Below are 21,243 nucleotides of genomic sequence, written 5' to 3'. Positions count from 1 at the left end.
GAGAGGGATTATCAGACATTTGCCCCAGGGTAATATATTGACCTTGCTCTCAATTGGCATATCTGCTTTTTTCTGTTAAAATAAGTTGCACGCATGTAGTGGGAGGACGCACGTATGCCAAAAGGTAATGGTAAGACCATCGCACAAAATAAAAAAGCAAGACATGATTTTTTTATAGAAGAGACGTATGAGGCCGGCATTGTCCTGCGGGGTACGGAAATTAAATCAATCCGTTCGGGCCGTATTAATCTAAAGGATTCGCACGCACGGATTGATCATCGCGGTGAGATGCAGCTTGTTAATATGCACATTGCACCATATGAGCAGGGGAACCAGTTTAATCACGATCCGACGCGTTCACGTAAACTGTTGCTTCATCGAAAAGAGATTGACAAATTGGTAGGTCTGATCCAGCAGAAAGGCTATTCGCTGGTGCCTTTGAAAGTGTACATCAAAAATGGTGTGGCCAAAGTGCTGATTGGCGTTGGCAAAGGGAAAAAGAAGTATGATAAACGTGAAGATCTGAAACGAAAGCAAATGAAGCGTGATGCAGATCGTGCTGTTAAGGAAAGCTTGCAGTAGGTCCGGATGGGTCTTGACTTTCAAGGGATTTTTGTTATAATAATAATTGTCGTTATGACAATTAAATAAATAGTGCTCGTTCTACCCGAGCGAATTCTCCATCATTTCTATGGGGGCGTTACGGATTCGACAGGGATAGATTGAGCTCAGACTGCGCGTCGAGGTTACGGCTCGTAAAACGTTACTCGCTAAATATAAACGGCGAAAAAGAAGAAACTCCAGCTTTAGCAGCTGCCTAAGCACTGCCTAGAGCGATCCTTCCTGCTACCCGCCCGTGGTGCAGATTGAAGGGTCTCAAATGAAGCGGGCTATTCCGTCGTCCACCGTCTGAGGATGACGGCAGAACCTAATCAGACTAGCTGCCGGTAAGCCTGTTGGCAGGCTGAACGGTACGCGAATGATAATATGTCAACTATGCGTGTAGATGTCTGAGTGGCGATATCTCTGGACGTGGGTTCGATTCCCACCGTCTCCACCAATACATATGTTGGTGGTTTTTATTTATTATTTTTTATTAAGGTTAATGTATATATGGATATGACCAATGCAATAATCGAAATAAAAAGCGAAATCCAAAGCATATTATCACTTCTTTCCTTGCGTATTTTTCATAAATGATTTATACTTAGAGTAAGATATGGGGGAGAGGAATTAATCCTCTCCATGGTTGTTTGGACTTTCTCTGTTTATGAGAAAGTCCTTTTTCTTTTTCCGCCTTGTTAAAATGACGGCTGTCAGGTTAATAACAGCGACTGTCAAATTAATGAAAGACGTTAAAAGAATTAACCACGTCTCCATATCCACTCACCCCCTTTCTGCAAGGGGTTATATTTATTTTAGTATACCTCATAAAAGAGAATAGTCTTTTTCTTTAAAATATTACAATCCGCAGCAGCAATGTGACCCTGTGGGTGATTGGTGTGGTTAGTGTTTTTTTTACAATGAAATGATTATTCCATATCATCACCAAACCCAAAAGAAAAGATAGCCTTAAAAGAGAAAGTAATATCAGGGAACAGTGTGGAAACGAAGGTTGGATTTTCACTGGAATAGACTTCTTCCAAATTAAGTGTATCTTCATGAAGTACATATTTTTCAATATATTGATTATGAGGGTCAACAATCAGGTATTCTTTCACTCCAGCTTTTTCATAATAGTTTCGCTTAAGTAACCGATCGTTACGACTTGTGCTGGGCGAAAGTACTTCCACAATCAAGTCTGGTGCACCGTAGCAGCGCTTGTTACGCAATTTGTTCATGTCACAGACAATGGAGATGTCTGGTAATACAACAACATCGTCTTTCCCTTTATTGTTGTCTTTAAATGGAAAAACAACCTGGAGATTGCTGCCGAATGCATAACAGGATTTACCATCCAGCATGTTACTGAACTTTCCCATTAAATTTGCAATGATATTTTCATGTTGAAATGAGGCAGGTGCCATGAAAACAGGTGTACCTTCATATAATTCCGCGCGTTCTTCCTTGACATGCAACAGAAACTCATCCAATGTGTAGAATCCATTTTTATCCAACTCTGACATTTGGTAGTCCTCCTTTATTCCATTATTGATTTAAATATAGCAGGTATTCACGGGTAAAGCAACGGTGCCAGGGGCAGAAGCAATTCAAGTTATATTATGTAGTGACTATTCAGCCTCACTAAATAAATTGGGAAACGATGCTTCTTACTTTTAAAATGGATGGGAACAGCGTATGATAAATAATTGTCATAATAAAAATAGCTTTATAATTATAGATAGAATGAGGCAGGTATGAATGACATCTCAAACGTATAACAGAAAAACAATTGTTGCCTTGTTATTGGGCGGAGCATTTATTTCAATTTTAAATCAGACAACGATGATTACAGCTATCCCGCCGATTATGAAAGAAATGCATGTCAGTGCCAATACAGCTCAGTGGTTAACAACCGTTTTTATGCTCGTCAATGGTGTGATGATTCCCGTTACAGCCTTCTTGATTGAACGTTTTTCAACACGGCAGCTCTTTATTTCCGCCATGAGCATTTTTGCTTTTGGAACATTGATAGCCGGGATAGCGCCGAATTTTGGTGCTCTTTTACTTGGCCGCATTATTCAGTCAGCGGGTGCCGGGATTATGATGCCGCTGATGCAAACGGTCTTTTTATTGATTTATCCGATTCATAAGCGCGGTGCGGCGATGGGGCTCGTGGGCCTGGTTATCCAATTTGCGCCGGCTATCGGGCCTACATTGTCCGGTTGGCTGATCAGTGCCTATTCCTGGCGTGTCATGTTCTTTGTCATTTTACCTATTGCCCTATTGCTAATTGGCATTGGTACGCGTGCCATGCAAAATGTGACAGAACTGACCCGGCCGAAAGTAGATATTTTATCGATCATTCTATCCTCGTTTGGTTTTGGAGGATTGCTCTATGGTTTCACCAGTGCAGGAAATCTCGGCTGGGGTCATATCATAACCATTAGCACCTTGGGCATAGGTGTCATTGCTTTGGTTCTGTTTATTGTTCGGCAACTGCGACTTGCCCATCCGATGCTGGAATTCAGAGTGTTTAAATATTCTATTTTTACATTGACGACTGGTATTGGGATGCTCGCATTTGTGGGTCTCATTGGTATCGAGACATTGCTCCCGCTCTATATGCAAAATATGCGGGACTTTACAGCGATGGAGTCCGGATTGGCCATTCTACCCGGGGCGCTTGTCATGGGCTTGATGTCACCGATCACTGGACGTATTTTCGATAAAATTGGCGCCAAGTGGTTGGCGATTACGGGATTAATCATCATGACGCTTACGACATTCCCATTTGTAAGCCTGACGACTAATACTTCGTTTGCTTATCTCACCATCTTTTATGCTATTCGGATGTTTGGACTTTCGATGGTGATGATGCCCGTGACAACGGCTGGATTGAACCAATTACCCAAGCGGTTAATCGCGCATGGGACAGCGATGAATAATACCATGCGCCAGGTCTCTGCTTCGATTGGAACGGCAATTATTGTGACGGTCATGACCACAACTGGAGAGGGAGCAAGGCAGGACCCATCCATTGTAAACCCGATGATTCATGGTGTGAATGTCGCCTTTATGGTGATCACGGTGCTCTCCATTATTGGGGTCATTTTTGCCTTTTTTATAAAGAAAACCTATCCTCCGGAGGAAGCAGGCGAATCTGAGAGCGTCAAAAATCGGTAAAAAGGTTAAATTCCACTCAATTTTTTCAAGGATGTATTTTTCATTGGACCAATACGTTTCTTTGAGAGCCTTTGCCAAAATTAAAATATGCATTTGGTCAGGGCTCTTTAAAAATGGTTTTCACCATATTTGATACTTTTTCTATCCCACCATTCGTGCGGCATGATAAAGCGGCCGTTCACCCGATTTGGCAAACTTATGATTTGGGTTGTACCTTTTTGATACAGAGGAAGCATATGGCAGCGGCCACAATGAAGAACTGGTCGGAAAGTCTTAAAACTTGCTATAAACAGTTCCTCTCACCCATATAATCGAAACGAACCTGGAAAAAGTGGCATCGTCAGTCCAAAAAAATAAAAATTATTTTCCGTTCTCATGCCCCCAAACCCATAAAAGTTTCGATTATAGTTATGAAGAGGAATCTATTAAGCTTCTATGCGGATACTAAGGTTGGACAAATGGATTCATTCCTTGCAAGGTATTATACTGAAGCTATTAAATGAATAACATTATAATATAAAGTGTTCAAAGCGGGTCTGCCTAATACTAAGAAGACGTTTTTTAAAAATAAATAAGGGTAAAGGTATCTAAGTGTTTGTTTATCAAAATTCGAAGTCACACCAAGGTGGTGAAGAACATGAAAGCTTTATATTTTTCCGCTGGAAGTTCTTTTATGAAATTAAAAAAGTGGAGAGCGAATGGGTGATGAATGAAAGATCGGCACCGAATGTATTGTTGTGCCTTGCAGCAGATCCTGCTCACCCGGGACGGCTGTATGGCGGAACATTTGACGATGGTCTTTGGATTAGTGATGATAGTGGCGAGACGTGGGAGCCTGCCGGGCCAGGCATAGCACATAACCGGGTAATGAGTGTGGCCGTCAGTCCGGCGGAGGAGAAGAATGGTTATCGTGTTGTATGGGCAGGAACGGAACCCAGCGGCTCATTTCGTTCCGAAGACGGTGGTCAAACATGGACCGATTGCCCGGGATTGCTGGATTTACCGTCACGAACTACTTGGAGTTTTCCACCTCGTCCTCATACCCATCACGTACGTTGGATTGAACCGGATAGTCATGATGAGAATCGTATCTTTGTCGGGATTGAACTTGGCGGTGTCATGAAGAGTGAAAATAAAGGGGCGCATTGGGAGGACCGAAAACCAAATTCCCAATATGATTGCCATTCATTAATGATCCACCCTCAGGTGCCGGGGCGAATATACGAAGCCGCTGGTGGCGGATATGCGGAAAGCTTTGATGCCGGAACCACTTGGCGGACATTCAATGATGGACTTGAACCTTATAACTATTTGGTGAATATTGCCGTGGATTCCGGGAATCCGGATACGATGGTGGCATCAGCTGCCCAAGGGCCCCATACAGCATATGATCCTGCGCGAGCAAGCACGATTTTGGTACGGCGAGAAAATAGCGGTCCTTGGATGCCTGTATATGAAGGCCTTCCTGAGCCGGAGGGATCCGCTGTTTTTGCGTTAGCCTCCGATCCAGCCGATCAGGGTGTTTTCTACGGGGTTAATAATCTCGGCTTTTATATGTCTTATGATGCCGGCAGAAATTGGGAGAAAGTACCTGTGGAATGGCCGGATCATTTAAAACGTAAAAGAACTCAGGGGATGGTGGTGATTTAGGAAGTGCTCGGATTTAAAAAAGCAACTTCCATTCGAAGTTGCTTTTTCAGACAAATATATTCTTCAGATCTATAACTAAATCATCAAATATATTGACGTTGATCGTCTCTTCGTTTGTATAGGTCCCGTCGTGAACAAAAATAGCCATCTTTCAGTAAATAGATATCGACAGTTTCATACGCAGGGTCAACAATCCAATATTCTTTCACACCTGCAGCTTGATAACGGTTGAATTTAATCATTTTATCAGCCTTTGCCGTAGATTTTGATAAAATCTCAACGATTAAATCCGGAGCACCAGCGATGTGATTCTCTTTCATTTTATTTTGGTCGCATATAATCGAGATATCAGGCCGGAACCACTCTTCCATCTTTGTTGTATCCGTTTCCCCTTCGAGAGAAACGTCGATTTCCGAAATAACATCGCAAGCTTTTTTTCTTAAATAGTTATCGAATTCAGTTGAGATTTTTACACCGATCTTTTGATGTTTAACACTTGGAGAAGGTGCCATATTGTAAATATAGCCATCGATGACTTCATACTTGATATCATCATTCATTTGCAGGTACTCGCTATAGGTTAAAGAGTTTTCTTCCTTCTTTACCTCCATTACCTTACCCCTTCCTTTTTTAATCTTATACATATTTTAATTCATTTATCGCGCAATGTCCAAAAGCTGCATATCTGGATTTGGAATATTTTCAAAAAACAAACAGGATGTGAAGGAAAGGAGTTTCACCGCGCAGGCATCAAAAAGAACTGGCTATGGTAAAAGCAGAGACGTGGAACTTGATTTTCCTGTTGTTTTTACTGCTTTGGCTGACAATGTACCTGTTTTGGTAGGATGGCATGGAAAAGGGAGTAACAGGGGTGTGGAGCGCAGACGCTACGTTTGTCATCCTCCTTGCTATATTCATCCCCTGATTCTCACCTTTATTTTCTATATGCTTCGGAGGCAAAAACCCGATAAGATTATGTATTATTTTATGATGGCGGAGATCGGCTGATGCAGCCGATCATTCTGCTTGTGTGGTCCCTGTCCCTTGTGGATGATGTTAAGTCAATTAAAAACCGATTTCCCCATCTTATTGTCTTTATGAACATCTTCCGTTCCTGCTTCAAGCGCCGTTTTGTAGTAGCTGCATTTGTGTTCTATGAGGTCCATGGTCTTTCGCAGTTCCGCCATTTGTTTTTCTACAGCAGCTTTTCGCTCGATGAACATGTCATAACGTTGCTTTAATGTCGAATCACCTTCCGAAAGCCATTCAATGAAATTCTTGATATCTTTAATCGGCAGGCCGCTGGATTTCAAACATTCGATGACATTTAACAACTCGACATCGGAATCTTTAAATACTCTTTTTCCGCCAGTTGTGCGCTCTACAAAAGGCATCAGTCCTTCCTTGTCATAGTAACGCAGTGTATATACAGTGAGATTCAATTTATTTGCGACTTCGCTGATCGAATAAGTCATTTCCATTTCTCCTTTTTTATTAAGCATATAGACCTCGAGTTAACTCTAGTATTTATAAAATTCTATCACGGCTTTTGTGACATGTCAAAGTAGAAGCAGAAGCATAGGGACGGTTCTGATGCTTCATTCAAAAATAGGAAGCATTAGAACCGTCCCTATGCTTTATAAAAAATATAAATTTACTACTTGACCTCGAGTTAACTATAGCATCTAAGATGATTTACAAGATGTCAATGAATGAAAAGGAAACATAAATCATTCATATTCATTGATATCGGGTTCAAGCGCCTTAGCTTGAGAAAATATTAGACATCGGAGGTTTTATTTATGATAACAGCTAAAGCACGGGCAGTAGACGGACCGGACAAATCGTTTCGCGCCGCAGAGATTGAAAGACGTGATCTTGATAAACATGATGTGCTGATTGAAATAAAATATGCAGGCATTTGTCATTCGGATATTCATATTGCCCATGGAGAATGGGGACCGGTGAACTATCCGCTTGTACCTGGGCATGAGATTGCGGGTATCGTCACAGATGTTGGATCAGAGGTAACAAAGTTTAAAGTCGGTGACCGGGCAGGGGTTGGCTGTATGGTTGATTCCTGTGGTGAATGTGAGAACTGCCGCAAAGGCGAAGAACAATACTGCCTTAATGGAAAAGTTGACACCTATGCAGCGGTTGACAAGTATGGTGAATATACGCAAGGCGGCTATTCTACCCATATTGTCGTAACGGAAGACTTCGTACTGAAAATACCTGATAACATTGAACTGAATGCTGCAGCACCATTGCTTTGTGCAGGTATTACAACCTATTCACCGTTAAATCATTGGGGAGCCGGTCCCGGAAAGAATATAGCGGTTGTTGGCATGGGCGGTCTTGGACATATGGCTGTTAAGATTGCACACGCCATGGGGGCAGAAGTGACCGTTCTGTCACAAACATTGAATAAAAAGGAAGATGGCTTTACGTTCGGTGCAAAAGACTATCATGCCACCAGCAATTCAGAAACATTTGAAAAACTTGCCGGATCCTTTGACTTAATTATTAACACAGTTAGTGCAAAGATCGACATGGATGCCTATCTCTCCCTGTTAACGCTGGATGGTACGATAGTGAACGTTGGTGCGCCCGCAGAACCATTGTCATTAAGCGTGTTTTCTCTCAGCAGTCAGCGGCGCTCATTCGCTGCTTCCATGATTGGCGGCATCCGCGAGACACAGGAGATGCTGGATTTCTGTGCAGACCATGACATTGCACCTAAAATTGAAGTGATTTCCGCCGATCAGATCGACGAAGCCTACGAACGCGTATTAGCTTCCGATGTAAAATATCGATTTGTGATCGACATAAGCACAATGTGATAAATTGGAAGATTTCTTCAAGAAAAGTTTGAATGGGTAAATTCTGGTGAAGAATTAATAAAATTTGATGAACGTGTTATCCATTCAAGTGGTCTGAATGGATAACACGTACAAGGAGGGAAGGATAATTAAACACGCAGATGACATCACGATAGAGACATTAAAATATGAGGATGACGGCTCTATTCCTAACCATCCGTCCTATCCGTTGTTATTATATAAAAACGTCATGACTTCCGAGGAAGACCCAAAAGATATTTTAGCAGAAAACAACTGGCTTGGTGCATGGCGCGGACGTGTTGCTCCTTATCACCACTATCACAGCAACTCCCACGAGGTGCTTGTTGTGGCTGGCGGGTCGGCTAAGCTCCAGCTTGGCGGAGAACAGGGAGGGCAAGTGCGAATTGAACAAGGGGACGCGATCATTCTACCGGCAGGTTTTGGTCACAAGTTATTGGAAGGAAGTGCGGATTTTACTGTCATTGGTGCATATCCAAATGGGCAAAGTTATGATTTTTGCTATGGTAAGGCAGACGAACGACCTGAAAAATTGGAGAATATCAAAAAAGTTCCATTACCGTACAATGATCCATTGTTTGGAAAAAATGGACCACTGTTTTCGTATTGGACAGATGAAAAATGCTGACCGCTCAGCCAGTGGCGGACAACCGCAACACCTCTGGCAGCGGCGGTTTTGAAGATAACGTATAAATTTTCTTTCATTAATAGATAACAGGAGGCAAAAATCATGAACGTACTTGTTGTAGGAGCAAATGGACAAATAGGCAGGCATCTTGTGAGAAAGCTGCAAGAATCGGATAAGCATAACACCATTGCTATGGTTCGGAAAGAAGAACAAAAGACAAGACTTGAGGAACAGGGAGTTAAAACAGCACTCGTTGATTTAGAAGAAAGCATTGAGACAATAGCTAATGCAGCGAAGGAAGCAGATGCCGTCGTATTTTCAGCAGGTTCCGGCGGTCAGACAGGTGCTGACAAAACCATGTTAATTGATTTGGACGGAGCGATTAAGTCAATGAAAGCAGCTGAACAAGCTGGGGTAAAACGTTTCGTCATTGTCAGTGGAATTGGTGTTCACAGATGGCATGCGAATAATCATCTGGAATGGATGGATAGTTCACCGTATGCTGCGGCTAAATATTACGCTGATGCTTGGTTAGAAAGAAGTGGTCTGGATTATACGATTATCCGTCCGGGACAACTGACCAACGAGCCTGAAACCGGAAAGGTAACCGTAGCAGGTGATCTTGAACATAAGCATATTCCTCGTGAAGATGTTGCTTCAGCAATCATTGCTTCGCTTGAGAATGACCGAACGATTGGAAAAGCCTTTGATATGATTGGTGGAGAAACGCCAATCAAGGAAGTATTAAAAACACTGTGAATACTTTTCCATTAAGGAAATCCAGTTTAAAAATATTGGGAACTTCAAAAAAGATATAAACTTACCGGGAGGATTAAAGATGAACAAACCATATATCATTATACACACACATACATCCATTGATGGCAACCTGGATATTATGAATTTGCGGGAATTTGAGGAAGCGAGTAGACAATATCAAGAACTCTCACTGGATCCTGAAAAACAACAATTTGAAATACAAGGTTTTCTGAACGGTAAAACGACAACAGAAGACAACATGACTTTTTACAAGGTACCGGAGTTAGATGAGAACGCAGCTCCCGTTCCTGAAGGAGATTATGTGGCGGACTCTGATGCTCCCATGTATTATTTGTCCATAGATGCTCGGGGAGAATTAGCCTTTGAAGAGAATACCTTTGGCTATGGTGGTGTCCCTTCTCATATTGTAGAAGTTTTAACGGAGCAAGCATCAAACGCCTATAAAGATTTTCTCAGAAAGAAAAAGATATCATATATCATTGCTGGGAAAGATCAAATTGATTATGAAGTAATGCTGGACAAATTCTACAACCTCTTCCATATCAAGCGAATGATGGTTGGAGGAGGCGGAACGATGAATTGGTCTTTCGTACAAAACGGACTGGTTGATGAAGTCAGCGTCATCCTGGCCCCTATCGCAAATGCTGATCCCGACGGCCACCGATTCTTCGTTGCAAAAGAACCATATTCCAGCATTAAAGAAACAGCTTTTCAACTTGAATCTGTTAAAGAATTGGAACATGGTACATTATGGATTCGCTATTCTGTCAAAAAGAAGTGAAATGGCAATGAAGAAAACATCTTTTCACAAGATCATTTAGGAGAAACTTTATATTGTACTTAAAGTAATACAAAAGATGACCTATACCATTGTGTTTGATAATTCAGCAAGCGATTATAATATCAAGAGCCTGTTCAATGTATGAAAGGGAAATTTAATTTGCAGACGTTGCTATACGTAAATATAAGGGATTATAAAGTAGAGAGGGTAAAACCAATTTATGCTGCAAAAAAATTAGGGTATAGAATCGCTCTAATGGCGGATGAAGACCCTGGTTTAGATGCAGGATTAATTGACGACTTAATTTTGGTTGATACGTATGATATGGAAGAATCCGTTAAAGCAAGTGTTAAGTATTCGAAAAGCCACACGATTGTCGGTGTATTAACGTGGTCAGATAAAGATGTTGAGTTAGTGGCAAAAATAGGTTCAGAATTAGGCTTGCACACAATGAGCGTGGAAGCTGCAAAACGGGCCAGGAATAAATATGTCATGAGAGATGCGTTAAGTCACGTTCCAGAGATTTGCCCGAAATATAAGCGAGTCATATCTTTTGATGATCTGAAACAAGCGGTTAATGAGGTTGGAACACCAGGTATCTTTAAGCCTGTCGGGGGAGCAGGAAGTAAAGGTATATTTAAAGTTGAAGATGATACGGATATTCGTGAACTATATGACATAATGATTGAATCTGCCTCCCCTGACAATGATAAAATTTTCACTTACTACCCAAACGAATATATCTATGAAGAATATTTGGAAGGTCCGGAAATATCTGTTGATGGTGTTGTCCAAAATAATACCGTATTTATTACAGGTGTCGCTGATAATTTGGTTTCAGACGATTATTCACTGGACTACTTTGAAATTTTCCCGTCAGAAAAAGATGATGAAACTGTTGGAAATATAAAGAAATGCACGGAAATAGCAGTAAAAAAGCTAGGATTCAATAATTGTTCTTTTCATCTGGAAGCCAGATTTACACCAGATGGATTCAAAGTGATAGAAGTTGCAGGCCGTCCTGCAGGCGGGTTCCTTGCTTCCCATGTCTTTGAACATGCTTCCGGTCATTCGTACCTGGAGTTTATTATAAAAGTAGCGGTTGGAGAAGACATCAGGGACAGCTGGCGAGATTTCGATAAAAACAGCAATCAAAGTGTATGCCACTATGAAATTTTAGCCGATAAGGAAGGCGTTATTACGGATATTCGTGGTCTGGATGACGTCATGGAAGATGAGGATATTATTTTGATTATTCCTGTAAAGCAGATTCATGATGAAGTGGTATTGCCGCCGAAAGATTTTGAGTCAAGTTATCTTGCAACAGCAGTCGTAAGCGGAAATGGCTATGAAGATATTATGAATACAATTAATCGTATGGAAAGCAAGTTGAAATATCGGATCGTAAAGAAAATAGAGGGTAACCTGCTGAAGAAGGAGGAGTGGGCGCTGAAGTAGAGACAGGAACCGCTGAACAAAGGACCCAAGCCGCTGAACCGCCCCGCGGACCGCCTAAGATGAGCCCAACCCGCCTCGTTATGGGTGGGCGGGAATCAAGGTTAAATCAGGAGTATATTATCCAAGGAGTGATGTTTGTGAAAAAAATAATGTTGGTTCCCTGTCTGTTGGGAATTCTTTTCCTTGTCGGGTGTTCTGAAAATGAGCAGCAAAATTCTTCCAATGAGCAGGAGAATTCACAGCAGGAAGAATTATCATTGCCTGTTGAAAGTCTTGAAGTTATTGCGGAAAATCTTGAGGTGCCATGGTCCATCGAAAAATTGGAGGACACTTTTTATTTGACAGAAAGATCTGGCTCAATCGTAGAAATTGGAAATGGGGAAGTGGAACGTCAAACTGTAGAGCTTGAGCAAGAGGTATCAACAGCCTCAGAGGCAGGTCTGCTTGGGTTTGTGCTGGCTCCCGATTTTTCAGAATCGAACTTGGCTTATGCCTATTATACTTATGAAGACAGCGACGGCCAATATAATCGTATCGTAACGCTTCGATTGGAAGATAATGTGTGGCGAGAAGAGAGTCTGCTGCTTGACCAAATCCCTAGTGGTGCTTACCATCATGGTGGCAGAATTAAAATTGGACCGGATGGCTATCTTTATGCAACAGCCGGGGATGCTTCTAATAGTGAAATAGCACAGGATCCCGATTCATTAGGTGGTAAAATTTTACGAATGAATCTGGACGGATCGATACCAAGTGATAACCCATTTCCGGATTCCTACGTCTATAGTTATGGGCATCGAAATCCTCAAGGGTTAACTTGGACGTCTGATGGAACGCTATACGCAAGTGAGCATGGTAACAATGCGAATGATGAAGTAAATATGATCGAAGCCGGCCAAAATTACGGTTGGCCGGTTATCGAAGGCAATGAAGAACAAGAAGGGATGGTAGCACCGCAATTCACTTCCGGTGATGAATCAACTTGGGCGCCATCCGGCATGGATAATTATAATGGAAATTTGTACGTTGCAGCACTAAGAGGCTCTGCCGTTTTAGAATTTGATCTGGAGACAGGTGAACACCGTGAAGTTATAACGGATCTCGGGAGAATCCGGGATGTGCTGGTTGACGATGATTATCTTTATTTCATTAGTAATAATGGCGACGGGCGTGGTACGCCAGAGAACAGTGATGACAGACTTTATAGAATATCCCTTTCAGAATTAGAATAAAAGGTTGACTCATTATCGCTATTTTGGTAATGACAGGGTGTTTAGTATCGACTTACATACACACTTTTTATATAATTTGTGTGTAGGAGGGATTAAAATGGAAAATCCAATGAAACGAAAACAATATCATATGACCAATGAAGACGATAAAACCGTAAAAGACCTGGCTGCCAGCAAAGGATGGTCAGAAGCAGAAGTTGTAAGAGAAGCTATTCGAGAGTATTCTTTAAAAGAGCGTCAGAAAAGTAACCCTTTATTGGTAATGGCAGACAATGCCGAAAAGTATTCGGTTGATTTTAAGCGTTGCCATCATGAAAGAACAAGAATTCAAAGGGTTTTTTCTTTTGATTATCATTTTGAACAAAAATTAGCGACGCATTCCCCCTTCAAAATCTTATGATTTAGTGGGGGTTAGTCGCTAAGGTCTTGATTCGCCTTATTCCTCTATATATTTTTTTATAATATCAATCGTTACGCCGCCAGCCGTTAAAATCATATACTTCGGCTCCAAAAACAGGGTTCTAATAATACCTTTTCAGATGTTACGGAAATTCTTTGCGGATATATCGGGACGTAACTGTTTTAAAATTATTGATGGTATTGGCTAAATGAATCTGGGGCGGTACATCAAATAAAATATGAATTTGGTCCTCCTCAACGTTCATTTCGATTATGTCGCAATGCCACTTGGAAAACAGATTACCGGAAAGTTTCTTTAACCTTGTCATGACATCTTGATTGATACATTTATGCCTGTATTTTGTTTCAACAACCTAAAATAAGTGTGTCCATTTCTATTATAATCCTTCATATAATCACTCTTTTCCATATACAACTGAGTTCTAATTTGATATAATCGATATATCACAGGGGAACATATTTTCGGAAGCAGGGGTTTGAGGATGAAAGTTGCTAAAACGCTGCGTCATAAAGTAACCAATCAGAGCTGCATTTTCGATGAGACGCTGGCAATCTATAACCAAGCGTTAACGTTTATCATGGAAGTAATCGATAACGAATTTGTCAATTTAGATGATTATACAACGAATTCCATCGTTCCTGCTGTCGAAAAACTGATTCATACAACCAAATCAAACCCTCATCCAAAATATCGGGAATTTAATACCCGTTTCTATAAATTCCCTTCTTACTTTAGAAGAGGAGTGATTGCTGCAGCCTTTGGAAAAGTCAAAAGTTTTCGTTCCAATTATAAAAATTGGGAAGAAGAAAAAGCTGTGGTGCTTTCTGAGGGAAAGAAATTCAACAAGAATCCACCTCAATTACAGTTGGAACATAAGGAATTTCCCGTATTTTATCGCGGCAACATGTTTAAACATCATTCTGAGAACACAGCCCAAATTAAAATTTTTCATCAAAATGATTGGGTTTGGATCGATATTGAATTTAAGGAACAGGATTTATATAAGCGTGGTGTCTGGGATTGGAAGGAATGCAATCCCAAGCTTGTTAAGGTTGGAAAGAAGTATTTTTTACATATCAGCTATGAATCGAACGTAGAACTTTCGAAAAAGAACATAAACGACCAAAAGATCTGCGCTGTCGACCTGGGAATCACGAATTCAGCCGTTTGTTCGATTATGGATGCAAGGGGCACTGTCTTGGATAGGAAATTTATCAATCAATCCAAAAAAAAAACCAGTTGTACACGATGACGAACAAACTGCGAAAAGCTCAGGCGATGTCGGGTTACATTCAGGCGCCAAATTTTTGGCGGCGAATCAATGGATTACAGAAGCAGATCGTCAACAACACCGCACACGAAATCGTAATGTTCGCGAAAACACATGGCTGTGATGTGATTGTTTTCGAATTCCTCGATAAGATGAAAATGCCCAAAAACCATTGGGGAGCGAAAAAACTTCGCTTCAAACTCCGGTATTGGCGAAAGAAAGGGATTCAAAACAAGATCGAGGAAATGGCGCATTATGCAGGCATGCGAATGTCACGCATTAACGCACGGAATACCAGTGCGCTTGCATTCGATGGATCCGGGAAACTGAAAAGAAATGATAAAAAAGACCTTGCCACATTTACGTCAGGGAAAGTTTATCATGCGGATTTGTCGGCTTCTTACAATATCGGTGCCCGTTATTTTATTCGCGGCATCCAAAAATTCATTTCTGAAAAGAAGTGTTGGCACTTCAGGCAAAAGTTCCTGAATTGTCAAAAAGAACACAACAGACCTTGTCTTCGTTAATTGCCCTTGATTCGGCGCAGTGATTCTGTAAGGGATTACACAGCTGGATTTTGTGGTTTATTCAAGATAAGGGATGCTCCATCAAAGTCTCGGATTTAGGTGGAGAGGTTCACATGATGGGAATGGAACTTGTGCGATTATAGAACAATGACACAATGTTGTCAGTTACAGATACATCCTTCTGCTTCGTTCTAAGCCGCCACAGGCAAACATAGAATGTATTATTATTACTGGAGGCGGTGATCGTTTATGATCGAAACAGTTTATCTGGATGTGCGAGGGATGCATTGTGTAAATTGCCCGGCTAAAGTGGAAAAATCACTCTTGAAAATGGAGGGAATCATTGAAGTGAATGTTAGCTGGGAACTTGAAAAGGGCTCTGTAACATTTGATCGGAATCTGGTTTGCATTTCGGCTATTATTGAGCGAATTAATAAGATGGGATTTGAGGCGAAGAAAGCAGAGGAGGTTCAGGCATAGCTTTGGGTAATATATCTGTTTAATAAATCTCTATACAAATTCGGGCTGGATCAAATAACGATTCAGTCTTTTTTGTGTTTATAATACCCTCCTAAAAATCGAATATACGGTAAAATAGTCGTAGTTATATAGAATCGCATGTTCTGCACTAGGGGGGAGGACGTTGGAAATATACGGAGGGAGATCGAGTTAAATTCTGTTCTTTTTATCGGAGAAATGTATCAGTCAATTGCCGATTCAAGGATGGGGAAATCATCACAGAAACATGGCCGAAAAAGGGGGACAAGAGACTATTTACCATTCTCTCGAAAATACCTTTTGTAACGCTAACCACTCAGTGAATCACTGAGTGGTTAACATGTATTACTTATTTTTGTATTGTGAACGAAAGACAGGCTGATCCTCATCGTCACCATAAGTTTCGATAAGGGGCAGGTCATTGAGAGCTTTCATATCTTCGTCAGAGATAGTAAAGTCTACTGCCGTATTATTTTTCATATGGTCCTTATTGGTAGATTTAGGCAATGCCACTGTACCTAATTGTAAGACATAGCGAATACTTAATTGAGCAGGTGAAACCTCGTATTTTTCAGCAATTTCTTTAACAGCAGGATGATCAAGAATTGCACCGTGAGCAATTGGTGAGTAGGCTTCGACAACAATATCCTGACTGTGACTGTAATCAATTACGCCTGTGGGAACATTTGTAATGTGCGTAAGGATTTGATTTACCATTGGTTTGATTTTGCCATGATTAATTAGATTTTCCAAATCCCTTTGTTCAAAGTTAGAAACGCCGATTGCTCGTAGTTTCCCTGCTTCATAAGCCTCTTCTAAGGCACGCCAAGCTTCTAAATTCTCTTCGAAGTAATGGTTATTCTCATCACGGAATTCTGCCCAAGGCTGCGGACTATGAATAAGCATTAAATCGATGTAATCCATTTCCAAGTGTTTCAGTGATTCATCAATTGCTTTGACAGCTTCATCATAATTTTTAATGTTGCCATCAAGCTTTGTCGTGACAAAGATATCGTCACGATCAACATTAGATTCCCAAATAGCACGTCCTACGCCTTTTTCATTAAGATAAGCTTCAGCCGTGTCGATATGACGGTATCCTGAATCAAGGGCGCCTTTTACAACTTGAACAACTGTATCGTTATCAATCATCCATGTGCCTGCACCTAACTTGGGAATCTTAACGCCATTTGATAATGTGTAAGTTTCATTTAATACCATTTTATTGCCTTCTTTCGTTTAATTGTAGTTAAGGTAAGCGATTGCTTTAATCGCTGACAACTTTAGCTTACTAAAATAATTAACAACCTGTAATAATAGCTATCTTATTTGATTGCCATAATACCACGCTCCCTTTTAACCTAAATTTGCAAGAGAATACAGAACTTAGATAAAAATTTCATCCGTTCAATCCATCCCGCTTTTTCTCTTACATATTAAGCTTATTACTTATAGTTAACTCGAGGTCAAGAGATAAACTTATTTTTATAGAAATGAGGTGTTGCTGAGGAAAATGCAATTGCAGTTGTTTTAACTTAAGCCTGCAAATGATGAGGTGAAAACCCAAACGAGATGTTCTGGAGCAATAACTTTATACAAGGCGATTGAAGTATATGCTATATTTATGATATGGAAAATAAACGTTGGGAAACAATTGCAAAAACCAAATGGAGAAACCCCTGTTGATGAATTTTGGATTCTCTCTCTGAAAAACATGAAGCAAAGGTAATGAGATCAATCGGGTTGTTAGAGGAATTTGGTCCATCTTATAGGTAAGCCGCATGTTGATTATCTAGAGGATGATATTTATGAATTACGCACAAAGTTTTCAACCAATATCTTTAGAACCCTATTTTTCCATTACCGTGATGGTAAATTGATACTTCTTCATGGTTTTACAAAGAAACAGCAAAAGACACCAAGAAAAGAAATCATACGAGCAAAAAAGTATCGGGATGATTTTTTGCGGCAAAAAAAGGGAGGAATGAAATGAGCTATCTAAAAAAGAAACTTGAAGAAAGGTTAAAAGACCCCAAATTTCGTCAGGAGTGGGAAGATAGCGAACTTGAGTACGTAATTGCCCGCAACATTATACATTTACGTAAAAAAAAACATCTTACACAAATTGAACTTGCTGAAGCGCTAAAGACAAAGCAAAGTGTCATTTCCAGGATTGAGAATGCAAACCAAAATTTATCAATAGATACAATTAAAGAAATCGCAAAGGCTCTTGATGTAAATGTTATGGAAATTGTTCGCGAGTCACCGGAAACCTATGAGATAGAAAGCAAATAAGTTAAGCCTAATGTGTTTTCCCTTGCATAAAAGTGGATGTCCACTTATGTAACGTATTTTGACGGTAAAGCAAACACAAAGTATTACAATAAAGATAAAGAATTCCAATCTTATTTTCTGACGTTTGACGAAGGTGCACGTTTGGAAATTATGTGTAAAGTCAGGGATAGATAAGCCGCAACAGGATAATAGGATAGGATGCGCCCATATTGCCTTTTCCCTGGGGAGCAGGGAGGCCGTCGATCAAAAAACAGCTCATTTACAAAATGATGGTTATCGCCTTGTTAATGGTCCCCGTGTCACAGGTGACGGCTATTATGAAAGTCTGATAGAAGATCCTGAAGGTAATCTTGTGGAATTGACCGTGTAATTGAATTATGCAACATCTGCTGAAATAGGTGATACGATGACCGTTAAAGAATTTGGGATCCGGAAAGAAAAAGCAATAGCTAAAACGTTTTATCAGGATTATGAAAAAGTGCGCTATGCCTTATTTACGCATTTGCTGGAGCAAAACAGTCAGTTGAGTAAACGTGTTCTTTTTGACAAAACACAGAAAATCCTCGGTCGGTTGTTATTTATCCGTTTCATTGAAGATTATAAGCTGATGCCCCGAAACGCGCTCAGGAACATTGTACAAGCTGCACAGCATTCTGATATGGGCGGGATGAAGTCCTGGGAAAAACTAAGCGGTTTGTTCCGCTCAATTGCAAAAGAAAATTCAGGTATATTCAATAGCAAGTTGTTACATAAAGATGATGTTTTGGATCAATTGGTCGTGACGGATCGTATTTTTCCTGTGTTTGAAGCGATCATCGATTATGATTTTGCGTCAGATCTTGATGTCAGTGTACTTGGCTATGTTTTTGAACAGTCGATTAATGGTATGGAAGACATGACGGATAAACATGATAGTCTTCAGCAGGGGAAACGGAAGCAAGATGGTATATTTTATACATCCCCCGATATCACCAGGTTATTGCTGCAGGAGACGTTGCTGAATTGGATTGACGATAGGAAGCGGGAATTACGTGAAATTTACTCTGGTGACGACATCGAATGTCATCAGGAGTGGCGGCGCCATTTGAAATCTGTTAAAATTCTCGATCCGGCTGCGGGCAGTGGTGCTTTTCTGACCATGGCCTATGAGATGTTACAGACTGAGTGGACTAAAATGAATGATACGACAAAAGGGAATATTGGTACTGACAATCTGTTCGGGGTTGAATTAAATGAAGAAAGCCTTGACCTGGCCAAACTGTCATTTTGGCTCAAATCGGCTGCCGGACAAGATAATTGGCCGACACTTGATAAAAACCTGAAAACCGGCAATGCCATTATCGATCACCTGGACATTTCGGAGCGGGCATTTGACTGGCATCAGGAGTTTCCGGAAGTCATGGCTGACGGCGGCTTTGATATCATTATCGGCAATCCTCCGTACATTTTTGCCAGAAATGAAGGGTTCACAAACCAAGAGAAAAGCTATTTCAGACGTCATTATAAACTGACGGAATATCAGATCAATACATATTTATTATTTATCGAGCGGTCCTATCATTTGCTGAAAGAAGGCGGATGGTTAGGCTTTATTGTCCCGAATAACTTCCTGACAATCGAGTCATGTAAAAAAATGCGGCAGTTTTTGCTGGAACAGACCGGCAATTTGAAAATTATCAATATACCTCACCGGATGTTTGAACAGGCAGATGTTGATACATGCTTGCTGATTTTCCAAAAAACCGGACCGACAACTGTTAAGCTTGGCGAATATGTTAACGAAAGTGTCGACATCGTTGCTGAAGTACATCCTGCAGAATTGCTAAACGAACAAAGCATCATTAATATTTCCCTTATGAAAAATAAGAAAGTTGCTGATGTCCTGAAAAAAATTGAAACAGGGAATCCTGATTTAGGTTCGGTCGCGACGGTGAAATCGGGATTAGTCGCATATGAAGTTGGCAGGGGCAATCCGGAACAAACGAAAGATATGAAAGAGAACAGGATTTATCACAGTGATTTTCAGGTTGATGACACGTATTGGATGTATTTGGAAGGGCGGGATGTGTGCCGCTATCATATAGATTGGGGCGGCAGCTGGCTTCGATATGGCCCGCACCTGGCCGCCAAGAGAAGTGAAGATATTTTCTCTTCCCCAAGAATTTTGGTGAGGCAGATTCCTGCAAACTCAAAATATGCCATCCATGCGGTTTATACGGAAAAAGACATGCTCAATGACCGCAATTCCAACAATATTATTGACTTTCAGAAGGACCCGCTGTTCTTGCTTGGTGTGATAAATTCCAAGATCATAACGTTCTGGTTCATTCATAAATTTGATAAGTTCCAGCGCAAAACATTTCCGCAATTTAAAGTGAAAGATCTGAAAATGTTCCCTGTTCCCGATGTGTCTGAACAGGAAGAGAAGCGAATTTCGGAAGCTGTGAGTCAAATGCTTGATCTGCAGCATGATAAAAGCAAGGTGTTGAACGCGATGGAAAACGTTATGCTGCATGCGTTGAAAATCGATAAGTTGCCTGTCAGATTTCAATCGTTTTATGAGTGGGATGCTGACGAATGGCTTGAACAAATCGGTAAGCTGAGACGATTATCCCTTACTAAAAAAAATGACTGGCTCGAATATTTTTGGAACAGGAAACAGGTGTTTGTTCAGTTGGCTGAGAAGGAGGAAGAACTGAATGACCAAATCGACCAATATACAGCAGCAGCGTTTGGCTTGAATGAAAATGAAGTTCATCTCATTGATGACAATTTGGAGGAATTTCCTGGATGAGAATCTACTGACATGGAAAGGGTTATGCTATAATCATATGTGAAACAGAAAGACATGATTGTTGCTTTGAACGAAAAGACTTCTGCCAGGGGGCAGACGTTAATGAAACTGAAAAATATTGTATAGCAATCGCTTCGGGCACCTCTGTGAATGTATACCTGTTTGGCTCATGGGCCAGACATGAAGAAAAAAGGACTTCTGATATCGATATGGGAAGATTCCAAAAACCAATACGTGCTTTCGGATATGGTTGCGTAAAAAA

General features: G+C 40.7%; 22 protein-coding genes, 1 other RNA gene and 1 pseudogene. 18 read left to right on the top strand and 6 right to left on the bottom strand.

The genetic code is table 11. The features are described 5' to 3' along the window. Positions 1 to 114: 114 nt before the first annotated feature. Entirely contained in the window at positions 115 to 582 is a 468-nt protein-coding gene (gene smpB / locus Len3610_RS09910) for an SsrA-binding protein SmpB (RefSeq protein WP_176447803.1), read from the top strand. Between the two features lie 111 nt (positions 583 to 693). After that, positions 694 to 1,060, top strand: a transfer-messenger RNA (tmRNA) gene (ssrA, locus tag Len3610_RS09905). Positions 1,061 to 1,233: 173 nt separating this feature from the next. Here ssrA and Len3610_RS09900 read toward each other — a convergent pair. Together Len3610_RS09900 and Len3610_RS09895 are read right to left on the bottom strand one after the other, a co-directional pair. Further along, entirely contained in the window at positions 1,234 to 1,380 is a 147-nt protein-coding gene (locus Len3610_RS09900; protein WP_176447802.1) for a hypothetical protein, read from the bottom strand. 152 nt (positions 1,381 to 1,532) lie between these two features. Further along, a complete protein-coding gene (locus Len3610_RS09895; protein ID WP_176447801.1) occupies positions 1,533 to 2,126 on the bottom strand; it encodes a Uma2 family endonuclease in 594 nt (197 codons plus the stop codon). A 235-nt stretch (positions 2,127 to 2,361) separates the two neighbouring features. On the opposite strand from Len3610_RS09895, the gene Len3610_RS09890 reads away from it, so the two are divergent. Further along, positions 2,362 to 3,786, top strand: coding sequence for an MDR family MFS transporter (locus Len3610_RS09890; RefSeq protein ID WP_176447800.1), 1,425 nt, complete (start codon positions 2,362 to 2,364; stop codon positions 3,784 to 3,786). 591 nt (positions 3,787 to 4,377) lie between these two features. Beyond that, a complete protein-coding gene (locus Len3610_RS09885; protein ID WP_255259863.1) occupies positions 4,378 to 5,436 on the top strand; it encodes a WD40/YVTN/BNR-like repeat-containing protein in 1,059 nt (352 codons plus the stop codon). An 83-nt stretch (positions 5,437 to 5,519) separates the two neighbouring features. Here the strand turns inward: Len3610_RS09885 and Len3610_RS09880 are convergent, their stop codons facing one another. Next, the gene (locus Len3610_RS09880) at positions 5,520 to 6,047 is read right to left on the bottom strand and encodes a Uma2 family endonuclease (protein ID WP_176447799.1); all 528 of its coding nucleotides are present in this window, start codon (positions 6,045 to 6,047) and stop codon (positions 5,520 to 5,522) included. Between the two features lie 450 nt (positions 6,048 to 6,497). Next, a complete protein-coding gene (locus Len3610_RS09875) occupies positions 6,498 to 6,911 on the bottom strand; it encodes a MerR family transcriptional regulator (RefSeq protein ID WP_176447798.1) in 414 nt (137 codons plus the stop codon). A 327-nt stretch (positions 6,912 to 7,238) separates the two neighbouring features. On the opposite strand from Len3610_RS09875, the gene Len3610_RS09870 reads away from it, so the two are divergent. The 7 genes from Len3610_RS09870 to Len3610_RS09840 all read left to right on the top strand — a co-directional run bounded on the left by Len3610_RS09870 (position 7,239) and on the right by Len3610_RS09840 (position 13,576). Continuing rightward, complete coding sequence (locus Len3610_RS09870) at positions 7,239 to 8,279, top strand: NAD(P)-dependent alcohol dehydrogenase (protein ID WP_176447797.1); 1,041 nt, start codon at positions 7,239 to 7,241, stop codon at positions 8,277 to 8,279. A gap of 97 nt (positions 8,280 to 8,376) precedes the next feature. Then, positions 8,377 to 8,925: a cupin domain-containing protein gene (locus tag Len3610_RS09865; RefSeq protein WP_217994058.1), complete on the top strand. Its 549-nt coding sequence runs from the start codon at positions 8,377 to 8,379 to the stop codon at positions 8,923 to 8,925. Positions 8,926 to 9,027: 102 nt separating this feature from the next. Further along, a complete protein-coding gene (locus Len3610_RS09860; RefSeq protein WP_176447796.1) occupies positions 9,028 to 9,684 on the top strand; it encodes an SDR family oxidoreductase in 657 nt (218 codons plus the stop codon). 79 nt (positions 9,685 to 9,763) lie between these two features. Then, positions 9,764 to 10,486, top strand: a complete 723-nt coding sequence (locus tag Len3610_RS09855) for a dihydrofolate reductase family protein (protein WP_176447795.1) — start codon at positions 9,764 to 9,766, stop codon at positions 10,484 to 10,486. A 141-nt stretch (positions 10,487 to 10,627) separates the two neighbouring features. Next, complete coding sequence (locus Len3610_RS09850; protein ID WP_255259862.1) at positions 10,628 to 11,944, top strand: ATP-grasp domain-containing protein; 1,317 nt, start codon at positions 10,628 to 10,630, stop codon at positions 11,942 to 11,944. Between the two features lie 131 nt (positions 11,945 to 12,075). Next, positions 12,076 to 13,176 carry a PQQ-dependent sugar dehydrogenase gene (locus tag Len3610_RS09845; protein ID WP_176449618.1) on the top strand — a complete coding sequence of 367 codons (1,101 nt, stop codon included), beginning with the start codon at positions 12,076 to 12,078 and terminating at the stop codon, positions 13,174 to 13,176. A gap of 97 nt (positions 13,177 to 13,273) precedes the next feature. Beyond that, a complete protein-coding gene (locus tag Len3610_RS09840; RefSeq protein WP_176447794.1) occupies positions 13,274 to 13,576 on the top strand; it encodes a hypothetical protein in 303 nt (100 codons plus the stop codon). 142 nt (positions 13,577 to 13,718) lie between these two features. Here the strand turns inward: Len3610_RS09840 and Len3610_RS20865 are convergent, their stop codons facing one another. After that, entirely contained in the window at positions 13,719 to 13,904 is a 186-nt protein-coding gene (locus tag Len3610_RS20865; RefSeq protein ID WP_255259861.1) for a transposase, read from the bottom strand. 174 nt (positions 13,905 to 14,078) lie between these two features. Between Len3610_RS20865 and Len3610_RS20860 the strand changes: the two genes are divergently transcribed. The 3 genes from Len3610_RS20860 (at position 14,079) to Len3610_RS09825 (ending at position 15,874) form a co-directional block, all read left to right on the top strand. Next, positions 14,079 to 14,849 (top strand): hypothetical protein, encoded by a 771-nt coding sequence (locus Len3610_RS20860; RefSeq protein WP_255259860.1) that lies wholly within the window; start codon positions 14,079 to 14,081, stop codon positions 14,847 to 14,849. Continuing rightward, positions 14,846 to 15,394 (top strand): hypothetical protein, encoded by a 549-nt coding sequence (locus tag Len3610_RS20855; RefSeq protein WP_255259859.1) that lies wholly within the window; start codon positions 14,846 to 14,848, stop codon positions 15,392 to 15,394. The genes Len3610_RS20860 and Len3610_RS20855 overlap by 4 nt, the downstream gene beginning before the upstream one ends. A 249-nt stretch (positions 15,395 to 15,643) precedes the next feature. Next, on the top strand, positions 15,644 to 15,874 hold the full coding sequence (locus tag Len3610_RS09825) for a cation transporter (RefSeq protein ID WP_176447793.1): 231 nt from the start codon (positions 15,644 to 15,646) through the stop codon (positions 15,872 to 15,874). A gap of 363 nt (positions 15,875 to 16,237) precedes the next feature. Here the strand turns inward: Len3610_RS09825 and Len3610_RS09820 are convergent, their stop codons facing one another. After that, entirely contained in the window at positions 16,238 to 17,113 is an 876-nt protein-coding gene (locus Len3610_RS09820) for an aldo/keto reductase (RefSeq protein ID WP_176447792.1), read from the bottom strand. Positions 17,114 to 17,648: 535 nt separating this feature from the next. Here Len3610_RS09820 and Len3610_RS21795 point away from each other — a divergent pair. The 4 genes and pseudogenes from Len3610_RS21795 to Len3610_RS09800 all read left to right on the top strand — a co-directional run bounded on the left by Len3610_RS21795 (position 17,649) and on the right by Len3610_RS09800 (position 20,981). Further along, positions 17,649 to 17,885, top strand: a complete 237-nt coding sequence (locus tag Len3610_RS21795) for a type II toxin-antitoxin system RelE/ParE family toxin (protein WP_176447791.1) — start codon at positions 17,649 to 17,651, stop codon at positions 17,883 to 17,885. Beyond that, complete coding sequence (locus Len3610_RS09810; protein ID WP_176447790.1) at positions 17,882 to 18,187, top strand: helix-turn-helix domain-containing protein; 306 nt, start codon at positions 17,882 to 17,884, stop codon at positions 18,185 to 18,187. Before Len3610_RS21795 ends, Len3610_RS09810 begins: the two co-directional genes overlap by 4 nt. A 36-nt stretch (positions 18,188 to 18,223) precedes the next feature. Then, positions 18,224 to 18,557: pseudogene (locus Len3610_RS09805) on the top strand (VOC family protein). Then, positions 18,558 to 20,981, top strand: coding sequence for an Eco57I restriction-modification methylase domain-containing protein (locus Len3610_RS09800; protein ID WP_176447789.1), 2,424 nt, complete (start codon positions 18,558 to 18,560; stop codon positions 20,979 to 20,981). Positions 20,982 to 21,243: the final 262 nt, after the last annotated feature.

The organism is Lentibacillus sp. CBA3610, assembly GCF_013373365.1.
In the GTDB taxonomy this organism is placed as follows: domain Bacteria; phylum Bacillota; class Bacilli; order Bacillales; family Amphibacillaceae; genus Lentibacillus.
The sequence above is the reverse complement of the archived record's forward strand: the minus strand, read 5'-3'. Positions and strand labels throughout refer to the sequence as shown.